Consider the following 12,180-nt stretch of genomic DNA (forward strand, 5'->3'; position numbering starts at 1 on the left):
GCACGACTGATTTGAGTTCTCGCAAATATCAATTGAGTGATACGGAAAACGAGGGACGGAATGAATAGACGAGAGTTCGCCAAGCTGAGTCTGGCGGCGGGAGCCATGGGCATCACCGGGTTTCCGCTCGGCATCACGCGGTCCGCGGGCCAGGCCGGCGGCACGCTGAACACCATCATTCAGCCGGAGCCGCCGATCCTCGTCACCGCCTTGAACCAGCAACAGCCGACCTTGACGCTCGGCGGCAAGATCTATGAGAGCCTGTTGCGTTACGATTTTGACTTGAAGCCTCTGCCTGGGCTCGCCCAATCTTGGGAAGTCTCCGAAGATCGCAAGACCTATACGTTCAAGCTGTATCCCAATATCACCTTCCACGACGGCACACCGCTGACGGCCGACGACGTCATCTTCTCCGTGACAAAACTTCTGCCCGAAACGCACGCGCGCGCCCGCGGCATCTTTGTGCGGGTCGAGAGCGCCGAGGCGCCGGATCCGCTCACGGTGGTGTTCAAGCTGAAGACACCGTTCGCGCCGTTCCTCGGCGCCTTCGACTGCACAACCGCGCCGATCGTGCCCAAGCACATCTACGAAGGCACCGACTACCGGAAGAACCCGGCCAACCAAAAGGCGATCGGCTGCGGTCCCTTCAAGCTGAAGGAATGGGTGCGGGGATCGCATGTGCACCTGGTTAAGCATGAGGGATATTACCGCCCCGGCGAACCGCATCTCGACGAGATCATCTACCGCGTGATTCCGGACGCCGCCTCGCGTTCGGTCGCGCTCGAGCAGGGCACGGTCCAACTCACCCAGTGGTCCGACGTCGAGGCTTTTGACGTGCAGCGGCTCGCGCAGCTACCGAACGTCAGCATGACCACCAAGGGCTATGAGCTGTTCGCGCCGCATCAATGGCTGGAGCTGAACAACCGGATCGCGCCGATGAACGACAAGCGCTTCCGCCAGGCCGTGATGTCCGCGATCGACCGCAAGGCGCTGCTGCAGCGCGTCTATTTCGGTCTCGGCAAGGTCGCAACCGGTCCGGTGTCGTCTAAGACGCGCTTCTACGAGAAGGACGTCAAGCAGTACGAATACTCCCTCGACAAAGCCAAGGCGCTGCTCGACGACATGGGCCTGAAGCCGGGGCCGGACGGCAAGCGCGTCTCGATCCCCTATCTGGTACCTCCCTATGGCGAGATCTACCAGCGAGCCGCGGAGTTCATCCGCCAGTCGCTCGGCCGTGTCGGCATCGATGTGCAGTTGCAGGGCACCGATATCGCCGGCTGGGCGGAGAAGTGCGGCAACTGGGACTTCTCGATGACGATGAACCTCGTCTACCAGCTTGGCGATCCCGCGATCGGCGTGTCGCGCACCTATATCAGCTCGAACATCCGGAAAGGCGTGCTGTTCTCCAACACGGCGGGCTATTCCAATCCGGAAGTCGATCGCCTGTTCGAGGAGGCGGCGGTTGCGACCAGCGACGACAAGCGCCAGGAACTCTACAGCGCGGTACAGAAGATCCTGGTCGAGGACGTCCCGATCGTCTGGCTGATCGAGCAGGACTACCCGAACTTCACGGACAAGCGGCTGAAGAATGTGATCACGACCGCGATCGGCGTCCACGAGACCTTCGGGGCGGTGTCGTTCGGATGAGCATGTCGGCGTCGGCTGTATCAGGTGGCCGCGGCGCCGCGATCGTGCTTCCGATCGTCGGCTGGGTGGCCAAGTTCGTTGGCGTGGTGCTGGTCATCGCCACGTTCAACTTCATCCTGGTGCACGCCGCGCCGGGCGACCCGGTCCAGGTCATCGCCAGCCAGAGCGGAGCAGCCGACGCCAAACTGCTGGCACAACTGCGCGCCGAATATGGCCTCGACAAGCCCTATCCGGTGCAGCTCGCCATCTATCTCAAGCGCGTCGTCACGCTCGATCTGGGCTATTCCTACCGGCAGCAGCGCCCGGTCCGCGCGCTGATCGCCGAGCGCCTGCCGGCGACCCTGCTCTTGACCGCGACGGCGTTCCTGATCGCGCTGACCGCAGGCGTCGTGCTCGGCGTGCTCGCCGGCGTCCGCGCCGGACGATGGTCCGATACGCTGCTGACGATCGTCTCTCTCTTGCTCTATGCCATGCCGGTGTTTTGGCTTGGCCTGATGCTGGTGTTGTTGTTCTCGGTCAAGCTCGATTGGCTGCCGGCCTTCGGCTACGTCACTATCGGCGTCGAGATGAGCCCGTTGCAGCGGCTTGGCGACATCGCCGCGCATCTGGTGCTGCCGGCCACCTCGCTCGCCGCGGTTTATCTTGCGATCTATGCGCGATTGACGCGCTCCTCGGTGATCGAGGTCATGCATCAAGACTTCATCAAGACGGCACGCAGCAAAGGGCTGACGCAGGGTAACATCATCGCCCGCCACATCCTGCGCAACGCCATCCTGCCTGTCGTGACGGTCGCCGGCATGCAGGCGGGTGCGCTGGTCGGCGGCGCGGTGGTGATCGAGACCGTGTTCGCGTGGCCGGGTCTGGGCCGGCTGATCTATGACGCCGTGCTGCAGCGCGACTACCCAGTGATGCTCGGTATCTTTCTGGTGATGTCGGTGATTGTCATTGTGCTCAATCTGATCACCGATGCGATCTACCGGCTGATCGATCCCCGCGTCGCGCTGCGTGCGGCGTCCTGAGCGGGGTAGATCATGGATACGCTCAAAGCCTTCCTACGTCATCCGACCGGCATGATCGGTCTTGTCATCCTGGTCGCAGTGCTCGCGCTGGCCGCGGCGGCACCGGTGCTGTTTCCGGATAGTCCTTGGGACATGGTCGGCGCGCCGTTCCAGCCGCCGTTGAGCGAAGGCCTGCTGCTCGGCAGCGACATGCTTGGCCGGGACGTCGCCGCCGGCATCGCCTATGGCGCGCGGGTGTCGCTGATGATCGGGATTGCGGCAACGCTGGCGGCGGTTTTGATAGGCGTCGTGATCGGAGCGGTTGCCGGCTATTTCGGCGACAAGGTCGATGACGCGATGATGCGGCTGACGGAACTGTTCCAGACCATCCCCGGCTTCATCCTCGCCATCCTTCTGGTTGCGACACTCGGGCCGACTTTGACGCACGTGGTTGTCGCGATCGGCGCCGTGAGCTGGCCGCCGGTGGCGCGGCTGACGCGGGCCGAGTTCTTGCGGCTTCGCGGCCGCGAATTCGTGCAGGCTGCAGTCTGCCAGGGCCAGCCGCCTTTGGTGGTCGTGCTGCGCCATATCCTTCCCAACGCGCTGTCGCCCATCATCGTCACCGGCTCGCTGACGATCGCGACTTCGATCCTGATCGAGAGCGCGTTGAGCTTCATGGGTCTCGGCGATCCCAACCTGATGTCATGGGGATTCATGATCGGCGCGTCGCGCACTGTGATCCGGCAAGCGTGGTGGATGAGCGTGTTTCCGGGCATTGCGATCCTGCTGACGGTGCTCGCGATCAACCTGGTCGGCGAAGGTCTCAACGACACATTGAACCCGCGCGTGGCGCGAAAGGTGCGCGCGGCATGAGCGAGGTCCTGCTGTCGATCGAGAAGCTGTCGGTCGCGTTGCCGAAGGGTGGCGACCGCGGCCTCGCCGTCGAGAATGTCTCGATCTCCGTGGCGCGCAACGAGATCGTGTGCCTGGTCGGCGAATCCGGTTCGGGCAAGTCGATCACAGCGCATGCGGTGCTCGGCCTGCTTCCGCCCAACGTGACCATTGCCGGCGGCGCTATCCGCTATGGCGCAAACGATCTTGCGCACGCCGATGATGCCGCCATGCGGCGGCTGCGGGGCGGCGCCATCTCGATGATCTTCCAGGAGCCGCTCAGCGCGCTCAATCCGCTGGCGCGGGTCGGCGACCAGATCGCGGAGATGATCATCACCCATGCTAGGCCGAGGCCCACGCGCGCCGCGCTCGACGCGCGGGTGCTGGAGCTGATCGCTGCGGTCGGCTTGCCGGAGCCTGCGACGCTCGCGCGCAGTTATCCGTTCCAGCTTTCCGGCGGGCAACGCCAGCGCATCATGATCGCCATGGCGATGGCGAATAATCCGTCGCTCCTGCTCGCGGATGAGCCGACCACGGCGCTCGACGTGACCACTCAGAAGCAGATCTTGCTGCTGATCCGTCGCCTGCAGGCCGAGCGCGGCATGGGCGTGCTGTTCATCACCCATGATTTCGGCGTGGTCGCCGATATCGCCGATCGCGTGGTGGTGATGCGCGGCGGGCGCGTGGTGGAGCAAGGCAGCGTCGACGAGATCCTGCGGGCTCCGAAAGATCCCTACACCAAGGCGCTGATCGGGGCAGTTCCCGGCAAACGCCCGCCTTCGGCTGCGGTGAGGGAGATCGGCGGTGAGCCGCTGTTCGAGGCGCTTGGTCTCAACAAGACATTCGTCACGCGGCAGGGCCTGTTTCGTCCGCCGCGGCGTGTGCCGGCGGTTCGTGACGTCGCCTTGGCGCTGCGCCCGCGCGAGACTGTCGCCGTCGTCGGCGAATCAGGCTCGGGGAAATCGACGCTCGGCCGCATCATCATGCGGCTGATCGAGCCTGACGCTGGCACACTCGATTTCGCCGGGGAGGATTTCCTGAAACTGCGTGGCGCGCAATTGCGGGCAGTGCGGCGCAAGGTGCAGATCGTGTTTCAGGATCCGTTTGCGGCGCTCGATCCGCGCCAGAAGATTGGCGCTGCCATTGCCAGCGGCCCGATCGCCTACGGCGCTTCCGCAGGGGAGGCGATGGCCGAGGCCAAGGAGCTCTTGGCGAGGGTCGGCCTGAGTGAAAGCGCGGTGGACCGCTATCCGCACGAGTTTTCCGGCGGTCAGCGCCAGCGCATCTGCATTGCGCGTGCGCTGGCGCTAAAGCCGCTGGTGTTGGTCGCGGACGAGGCCGTCTCGGCGCTCGACGTCTCGGTGCAGGCCAATATCCTGGCACTGCTCGCCGAGCTTCGCGAGGAGATGAATCTCGCCATGCTCTTCATCACGCACGACCTGCGGGTCGCCGCCGAAATCGCTGACAGGATCGTGGTGATGCAGCGCGGGGCGATCGTCGAACAGGGCGAAACCCGAGAGGTGTTTCGCGCCCCGCAGCATCCTTACACCCGCGCACTGCTGGATGCCGTTCCCGGCCGCAGGCTGTTCGCGGGTCCCGGCGAAGCTCCCGCCGCTGCCATGTCGGCCTGACAACGGGCCGGGCTCAGCGCTGTACGTCCGCGATGAAATCGCCGATCTGTGCGATTGCGCGGTTCGCTTCGGGCAGGAAGGGGACGAAGAGTTGCCAAACGTGCGGCATGCGCGGCCAGACCTCCAGGCGGCTGAGCGGATTTTGCGATTGCAGCTTCTCTGCCATCCGCACGGCATCGTCCCGCAAAATTTCATCGCCGCCGACCTGGATCAGCACCGGCGGCAGCCCGCCCGGATTGCCGTAAAGCGGTGAGGCATAGGGCGCGCGCGGATCGGCGCCGGCCAGGTAATAGTCAGCGAAGATAGGCAGATGGTGGGCATTCAGCATGGGATCGGATGCGGCGTTCTCGCGCAGCGATCGGCCCGTCAGCGCCAGGTCGGTCCACGGCGACAAGGCCACCCCAGCGGACGGAAGCGTCCTGCCTTCGTCACGCAACCGCAGCAGCAAGCCGAGCATCAATCCGCCGCCTGCGGAATCCCCCATCACAAACAGGCGGCTGGCATCCGGCGTGTTGTGAAGCAGCCAGGTATGGGCCGCCACCGCATCATCGAGCGCCGCCGGAAAGGGATGTTCAGGCGCAAGCCGGTATTCCAGGGCCCAGACGCAGGCCTTGAACGCGTCCGCGATCCTCCAGGTGAAGTGCCTGTAATGGGCGGGCGCGCCGGAAATGTAGGCGCCGCCGTGAAGATAAAGCAGGTGACGCGCTCCGTGGGACCGATCGGTCTCGATCCGGTAAAGCGTTCGCCGGTCGACCAGGACTTTCGTCGTGTGGCAGCGCGCCGGCGGATGCGGCACCAGATGCTTGGTGGCGCGCATACCTGTGCGCCAGGCGTCGAGATCGAATCGCCGGCTGCGCCATTTGAGAAAAGCGCGAGTGCCGAGGCGCACGAATTCGCCGCGCAGGCTCATCGACCGCTCTGCTAGCCGGCTGCTTTTGGCAGGCGCAAGCGCTCGACCTCGCCGGCGGGCTGGTCGACCAGCAATCCATCCTCGATGTGGATGATGCGGTCAGCGAAGGGGATGACGCGGGGATCATGGGTGACGACAAGCACCGCGCGTTCGCGCTGATGCGCGATATCGGCCAGGGTGCGCATGATCGTGCGTCCATTCTCGCCGTCAAGGGCGGCCGTCGGTTCGTCGGCGAGGACGACGGAGGGATTGGCGACGATGGCGCGCGCGATCGCCACGCGCTGCTGCTCGCCGCCTGACAGCGCGTTCGGCAGGCTGCGGATCTTGGACCCAAGTCCGACCATCGCGAGCGCCTCGCGCGATCGTTTCACGGCCGCGCCGCCATGGTCGCCGCGGATATCGAGCGCAAGCTGCACATTCTGCGCCGCCGTCAATGTCGGGAACAGATGATAGGACTGGAACACGAAGCCGATATGGTCGCGCCGGAGCTTTGCAAGGGCCTCCTTGTCGAGGTTGGTGGTCGATGTTCCGCATACGGTAACGGTGCCGGATGTCGGCGTCAGCATGCATCCGAGCACAAGCAGCAGGGTCGTCTTGCCGCTGCCCGAGGGTCCCATCAAGAGCGTGAGTTCGCCGCGGCTTAGAGAAAGGTCGATGCCGCGCAGCGCCTGCACCTCGCGGGCGCCGCTTCCCAGCTTTCGCGTGACGGACTTGGCTTCAATGATGCAGTCGCTCATGCCATGAACACCGTCGCTGGATCGATGCGCACCACGCGGAAGATGGCGCCGATCGCCGAAATCACGCACATCAGAATCGTGAGCGCCAGCAAGCCGGCGACCAACCAGGGCGTGATCACGATCGGCAGCGCGCTCTTCGCGGTCATCTGCACCACCACCGCACCGATCGCGGCCGCAAAGGCGAACCCGATGACCGCGTTGAGCAGCGCCTGATAGATGATGACGTTATAGATATAGCCGTTGGAAGAGCCCATGGCGCGCAAGGTCGCAAATTCACTTAAGTGATCCTTGGTGCTGGAATAAAGCGTCTGGGCTACGATCACCGTGCCGACAATCACGCCGAGCAGGGCGCCGGCGAACAGCGCGGCGCCGGCGCCGGTCCCGAACAGCCAAAAGTCGCGGCTGCGCTTTCGGAACTGGCTGGCCGAAAGCACCTCGGCATCGCCGACCTGGGCCTTGATTGCCTCGATTGCCTTGTCGCGATCAGTGCCTGGATCAAGCCGCACCAGCAGATCGCTGGCGCGGTCCGGTGGCGTACCGGTGTAGGTGCGCGCATTCTTGACGTCGACAAAGATGTAAGGCGTCGTCGTGAAAGAGCGAATTCCATCGGTGATCGCGACAACCTTGACGCGGCGGCCGCGGATCTCCGCCGTCCCGCCGACGCCGTCGACGCCGAGCCGTTCGAAATAGGAGCGATCGACCGCGACGTTGGGCCCTTGCCCCAGAGCCTGCACGTCGCCCTCAACCACATTCCATGGGTGCAAGCCGCCGTCGTGCAGATCGAGCCCGACGATAAAAACAGGCGTCACCTCGCCGCTGTCGAGCCGCCAGTCCGAAAAGCCGATCACGACCGGAATGACGTTTGCGACACCGGCGACGCCTGCAACGCGATTGCGCAGCTTGAGGTCGAGCAGGGAGGGGTCTTCAAAGGACTTCGCTCCTTTCGGCACTACCCAAACATCGCCGGAGGCATGATCGATCATCATCGTGACCATGTGGCCGAAACCGAGAAACAGGCCCATTTGAACCATCACTAGGACGACCGAGAACATGATCCCGACCAGGGTGGCGACGAAGCGGAGTCGGTCGTGGAATAGATTGCGGGAGGCCAGTGTGAACGTCAGGGACATCTGCCTATTCCGTTAGCGCGGTTGATCCGCCATCGCGCGCCCGCCCGGCGTGCCGAAGTGGCGCGGGTTGAATGCGGTCAATCCGCTACTTGCGCCCCAGCTTAGCGCCAGCGCGCCACACAAGACAATTGCGGCCTTGGTCAGTGCGTCAAAAGGAATCGTGAGCAGCGCATATTGCAGCCACACGACGAAGACATAATGCAGAAGATAAATGCCATAGGCGTTGCGCGAGAGGCTGTCGAGCACGCGATGTTGTGTTCGCATCAGCTTGAGACAGATCGCCAGCATGCACAGTACGCCGCTCGCGCAGGCGAGCGGATATGCGAATGCCGCCGCCAGGCGATAGGCGAGCGGACTGTTGTCCCAGCCCTTTAGGGTCAGCGACGTGAGGACGCCCCACAGCGCGAAGCTTGCGACGGCAGCTACCAGCCAGGCCCACCAATGCTCTGCGAACTGGCCGTCGCCACGGAGCAGGCCGTGCTGCGTACCGGCCGCGCCGATGGCGTAGCCGGCGAAGAAATAGAGGAGATAGAGCAAGGGACGGCTGAGCTGGAACGAAAATGGACCCCACGAGGTCCAGTCCCAAGGGTTGAAGGCCATCACCAGTGGTACATAGGCCAGGATCGAGAGCGCCGTCAGCCCAATGAAGAACGCAAGCGGCCGGTCTTTCAAGCTCCCCGCAAGTCGGCCCAAGCGCGTCAGGCTTTGCGGCGCTAGCGCGCGGAGCGCCGCCGCGAGCGTGCTGAGCAGGAAGAGTTGCCACAAGAACCACGCCGGTCCGGCCGGCCACATCGGCAGCGCCAGCCAGTGCTCCCAAAAGGCCGAAGGCGAAGGGTTGGCGGCGGTCAATCGATAGGAGGCATAATAGGCGAGCGGGCTGAGTACCCCGACCACGAGAAAGAACGGCAGTCCGATCCGCCACCAGCGCTCGCGCAAATAGATGCGGCTGCGTTTGCGGTCCAGGCTCGCGGGCGTGAACAGGCCCGCCAGAAAGAACATCAGCGACATCAGGCTGACGTCCTGCCAGGCGCAGAACAGGTCGAAGCCGAACCAGCGCTCATGGTCGATGATGGGAAACGCAACCCACCGGTAGGGCGGCACGTCGAAGGCGAAGGGCTGGGCTGGCTGCGAAGCGAGGTACGGAAGCACCGAGTGAAACGCGACGACGATCACAATTACGACCGCCCGCAGATTGCTAAGGGGAATGTTGACCTGAGAGGGCACGTACACCTGTCCGATCCGGAGAAACCGCTAAAGTAATCGCAATGGAACCAACGTGGAACCGGCGGCGTCGTTCCGGTGGTTGGCTGCTGTGACGCAGGGCGCAGTCCGCCCGAAGGGTGCCAGCGCTTGGGTTAACTTATTGATAGAATACAGCTTCCTTCCTTGAATTCGCGGCCACGCGTATCATCTGTTCTCGGAACCAGGATTTGAGCCAGTCAGGCCGCATCGCCCGTGATGGGCCCGATAGACATTCACCATGAGCACTCCAATCAAGCGTCACGGTCGGTTCTGGACCGAAGAGGACGACAACCTGCTGCGCACGATGGCCTCGGCCGGGAAGAGCATTACGCTGATGACCGTGAAGCTCGGCCGCCCGATCAGAACGATCAAGGCCCGCGCGCAGGAACTGCACATCGCGCTGCCCGGCGAGGACAAGAACACCAAGCGTTGGGTCGGCTAGGCGCCGGCCTGTGCGCTGAAGGCTGCCACACGCGCTTGCTTTTCGCGGGGCCCGCATGCGTTTGCGCGCTCGGCGCGGGCTTGAGGGGGGCACGCTCGTCACTGATGAATGCGGCGCGACAGCTCCTCACAGGCCGCGGCTTCCGCCATCGGCAGCTTCTCGAGCCGGACGGCGACATGCTTGTGATAGGGCGTGCCGGCGATCGGATCGCAATTCCGGCTGTCGGTCAGCACGTTGACGCGCGGGCCGTTGCTTAGGCGCTCGCCGTCCCTCGTCGGATAGGACTGGCCATAACCGTGCGGCAGCGCCAACTGTCCCTCGCGTACGCTGTCGTCGGCCTTGCAGCGGGCGACGATGCGTCCGGCCCGCGATGTCACCGCGATCCATTCGCCGTCGCTGGCGCCCAAGCAGGCCATATCCTTGGCGTTGATCAAGAGCGCCCCATCGGGATCGTCGCGCCGCCAGGCTGGATCGCGAAAGATCTGGTTGGCATTGAACATCCGCCGTTGTCCGGCGGCGAGAATGAAGGGATAGTCGTTCGGCGCGCTTGCGACCGCGGGATCGAGCCTGTTCAGCCATTCGAGCAGGGTGGGAATCGCAAGATGCACCTTGTGGTCGGGGTGACCGATCAGCGACCACACCTCTTCGTACATATGCGTCGTGATCGCGGCGCCGCTGCGCGAGTTGACGATCGCGTCGAACAGCGCATCACCGAGCTGCGCGTCCGGCACCTCGTCGCCGAGTCTGAGTGCACGTCGCACCGCCTCCGGCGCGCGTTTCGCGCAGGCGAGCGCGGCTCCCCACAGCGGCGCAGCCGCGGCCGTTCCGTCGGGAAGCGAGGGACCGAGCGTGCTGTAGAGCAGGAACGCGCCGAGCGGCACGGCGGCTGGGTTTTCCGCCACGAAGGCGCGGAACGCCGCTGCGAAAGCGGGGCGCGAGCGGAGTGCCGCCTCGCGCAGGGGCGCCAGCACATTATCGCCCGGCAATAGTCCCAGCGCGCGGGAGAGCCGTGTGTAGATTTCGGGCTCGGGCAGGGTGCCTTGGAGCGGCGGCACCACGCCTGGCCGCACATGGAAGTAGTTCGTCGGAAATTCGAAATTGAACAGCGTGAATTCGCATTTTTCGTATTGGGAGGAGGCGGGCAGCACGTAGTGCGCCAGCCGCGCCGTTTCGGTCATGGCGACGTCGACGACGACGCAGAGTTCGAGCGTCCGCAACGCCCTCTCCACCTCGCTCGTGTTCGCCGCGGTATTCGCGGGGTTCGAACTGTCGATCCAAACGCCGCGCAAGCGGTCCGGATGATCGGTCAGCACCGCTTGCGGGAACATGTTGGGCGGCAGAAGCCCGGCGATGACTTCGGTGTCCGTCGGCGCAAATTTCTGGTTGGGCGTGTTGCCCCACAGCGGTTGCAGCCAGCTATGGAGCTGGTTGGTGCCCTTGCGGCCAAAACTGCCGGTCAACATGATCAGCAGCTTTTCCAGATAGGAATTGAGCGTCGAATTGACGCCCTGCTGGATGCCAAGCTCGACGCGTACGGTCATCGCCTCGGCGGCAACGATCATGTCCGCGCAGCGCTCGATCTCGCCGAGCGGAATATCCGCGGCTCGTGCCCATGCTTCGACGGGGATGCGCGAGAGCGCCTCTTTCACTTCGGCAAAGCCGGTCGTGTGCTGGGCGAGAAATTCGTGATCCACCGCATCGCGCCGCAACAGTGTCGCGAGGATCGCCCCGAGCAGGAACGCGTCCGCCCCGGGCCGCACGGCGAGATGAAGATCGGCCATCTCGGCAGTTTCGGTGCGGCGGGGATCGATGACGATCAGCTTGCGGGCTGGATCCTTGCGGATCTGGTTGAGCTGGTCGCGCGCGTTCGGAAAGCCGTGCGCGACCCAAGGGTTGGCGCCGATCACGAACAGGAGGTCGCAGTGGTGCACGTCCTCCGCGGTGTGGCAGGTCTGGCTGCCGAACAGATGGCCGTTGACCCAGAAGTCGCCGGTCTTCTCCTGCGACAGTGCATTGAAGACGTGGCGTGAGCCCAGGGCCCGCAGCATCGCGTGAACGTAAGCGCCGCCGGCGTGGTTGCCCTGGCCGCCGCCACCATAGAGCGCGATGCTCTTGCCGCCGTGACGATCGACCAGCGCGCGCAGGCGTGAGGCGATTTCTGCGATCGCGGTGTCCCAGTCGATCGCCTCGAACTCGCCGTCGGCGCGGCGGCGCAAAGGCGCGGTCAGCCGGTCCCTGTGATGGGCATAGAAAGGAATGCGGCCGGCCTTGTTACAGAGATAACCCTGCGACTTCGGATTGTCACGATCGCCGCGCACTTTGGCGATGCGGCCGTCCTCGACCATCACCTCGATGCCGCAATTGATGTAGCAGAGATTGCACGCCGTTTTTCGCCACGCTTGGCTTGACATGACGAGGCTCCATACTGTCCATCCCTTCTTCTCGTCATATTAAAGTATGGTCATCATATAAACAATCGAAAAAGAGCGGAGCCTGGAGCTGGCCAGAACGGGTCCGGGCGAAGCGCGGCCCGATGACAGGTTCCGCGGAGG

The 12,180-nt window shown here is 64.2% G+C and carries 10 protein-coding genes; 5 read left to right on the top strand and 5 right to left on the bottom strand.

Annotated features, from left to right (window positions below; all coding sequences use genetic code 11):
• Window positions 1-60 precede the first annotated feature (60 nt).
• The 4 genes from F758_RS0129370 to F758_RS0129385 are packed head-to-tail and all read left to right on the top strand — an operon-like array spanning window position 61 to window position 5,167.
• Window positions 61-1,647 (top strand): ABC transporter substrate-binding protein, encoded by a 1,587-nt coding sequence (locus tag F758_RS0129370; RefSeq protein WP_024511248.1) that lies wholly within the window; start codon window positions 61-63, stop codon window positions 1,645-1,647.
• Window positions 1,644-2,666 carry an ABC transporter permease gene (locus tag F758_RS0129375; RefSeq protein ID WP_024511249.1) on the top strand — a complete coding sequence of 341 codons (1,023 nt, stop codon included), beginning with the start codon at window positions 1,644-1,646 and terminating at the stop codon, window positions 2,664-2,666. The genes F758_RS0129370 and F758_RS0129375 overlap by 4 nt, the downstream gene beginning before the upstream one ends.
• Window positions 2,667-2,678: 12 nt before the next feature.
• On the top strand, window positions 2,679-3,518 hold the full coding sequence (locus F758_RS0129380) for an ABC transporter permease (RefSeq protein ID WP_024511250.1): 840 nt from the start codon (window positions 2,679-2,681) through the stop codon (window positions 3,516-3,518).
• Window positions 3,515-5,167, top strand: coding sequence for a dipeptide ABC transporter ATP-binding protein (locus F758_RS0129385; protein ID WP_024511251.1), 1,653 nt, complete (start codon window positions 3,515-3,517; stop codon window positions 5,165-5,167). Before F758_RS0129380 ends, F758_RS0129385 begins: the two co-directional genes overlap by 4 nt.
• Before the next feature lie 13 nt (window positions 5,168-5,180).
• Here F758_RS0129385 and F758_RS44730 read toward each other — a convergent pair whose 3' ends face one another.
• From F758_RS44730 to F758_RS0129405, 4 genes are read right to left on the bottom strand one after another with little or no spacing between them, the layout of a single operon-like run.
• On the bottom strand, window positions 5,181-6,077 hold the full coding sequence (locus tag F758_RS44730) for an alpha/beta hydrolase (protein WP_024511252.1): 897 nt from the start codon (window positions 6,075-6,077) through the stop codon (window positions 5,181-5,183).
• Between the two features lie 11 nt (window positions 6,078-6,088).
• Window positions 6,089-6,814, bottom strand: a complete 726-nt coding sequence (locus F758_RS0129395; protein ID WP_024511253.1) for an ABC transporter ATP-binding protein — start codon at window positions 6,812-6,814, stop codon at window positions 6,089-6,091.
• Window positions 6,811-7,944, bottom strand: coding sequence for an ABC transporter permease (locus F758_RS0129400; RefSeq protein ID WP_024511254.1), 1,134 nt, complete (start codon window positions 7,942-7,944; stop codon window positions 6,811-6,813). Before F758_RS0129400 ends, F758_RS0129395 begins: the two co-directional genes overlap by 4 nt.
• A gap of 12 nt (window positions 7,945-7,956) precedes the next feature.
• Window positions 7,957-9,174, bottom strand: a complete 1,218-nt coding sequence (locus F758_RS0129405; RefSeq protein WP_024511255.1) for an acyltransferase family protein — start codon at window positions 9,172-9,174, stop codon at window positions 7,957-7,959.
• Between the two features lie 250 nt (window positions 9,175-9,424).
• Here F758_RS0129405 and F758_RS0129410 point away from each other — a divergent pair, with 250 nt between their 5' ends.
• Window positions 9,425-9,628 carry a hypothetical protein gene (locus F758_RS0129410; RefSeq protein ID WP_024511256.1) on the top strand — a complete coding sequence of 68 codons (204 nt, stop codon included), beginning with the start codon at window positions 9,425-9,427 and terminating at the stop codon, window positions 9,626-9,628.
• A 98-nt stretch (window positions 9,629-9,726) separates the two neighbouring features.
• Here F758_RS0129410 and F758_RS0129415 read toward each other — a convergent pair whose 3' ends face one another.
• Window positions 9,727-12,039 carry a molybdopterin-dependent oxidoreductase gene (locus F758_RS0129415; protein WP_024511257.1) on the bottom strand — a complete coding sequence of 771 codons (2,313 nt, stop codon included), beginning with the start codon at window positions 12,037-12,039 and terminating at the stop codon, window positions 9,727-9,729.
• Window positions 12,040-12,180 lie beyond the last annotated feature (141 nt).

The sequence above is a fragment of the Bradyrhizobium sp. ARR65 genome, from assembly GCF_000472385.1.
Lineage (GTDB): Bacteria > Pseudomonadota > Alphaproteobacteria > Rhizobiales > Xanthobacteraceae > Bradyrhizobium.

Coding starts and splice junctions, on each gene's coding strand:
- F758_RS0129370 (WP_024511248.1), top strand. CDS start 61: ATGAATAGACGAGAGTTCGCCAAGCTGAGTCTGGCGGCGGGAGCCATG.
- F758_RS0129375 (WP_024511249.1), top strand. CDS start 1,644: ATGAGCATGTCGGCGTCGGCTGTATCAGGTGGCCGCGGCGCCGCGATC.
- F758_RS0129380 (WP_024511250.1), top strand. CDS start 2,679: ATGGATACGCTCAAAGCCTTCCTACGTCATCCGACCGGCATGATCGGT.
- F758_RS0129385 (WP_024511251.1), top strand. CDS start 3,515: ATGAGCGAGGTCCTGCTGTCGATCGAGAAGCTGTCGGTCGCGTTGCCG.
- F758_RS44730 (WP_024511252.1), bottom strand. CDS start 6,077: ATGAGCCTGCGCGGCGAATTCGTGCGCCTCGGCACTCGCGCTTTTCTC.
- F758_RS0129395 (WP_024511253.1), bottom strand. CDS start 6,814: ATGAGCGACTGCATCATTGAAGCCAAGTCCGTCACGCGAAAGCTGGGA.
- F758_RS0129400 (WP_024511254.1), bottom strand. CDS start 7,944: ATGTCCCTGACGTTCACACTGGCCTCCCGCAATCTATTCCACGACCGA.
- F758_RS0129410 (WP_024511256.1), top strand. CDS start 9,425: ATGAGCACTCCAATCAAGCGTCACGGTCGGTTCTGGACCGAAGAGGAC.
- F758_RS0129415 (WP_024511257.1), bottom strand. CDS start 12,039: ATGTCAAGCCAAGCGTGGCGAAAAACGGCGTGCAATCTCTGCTACATC.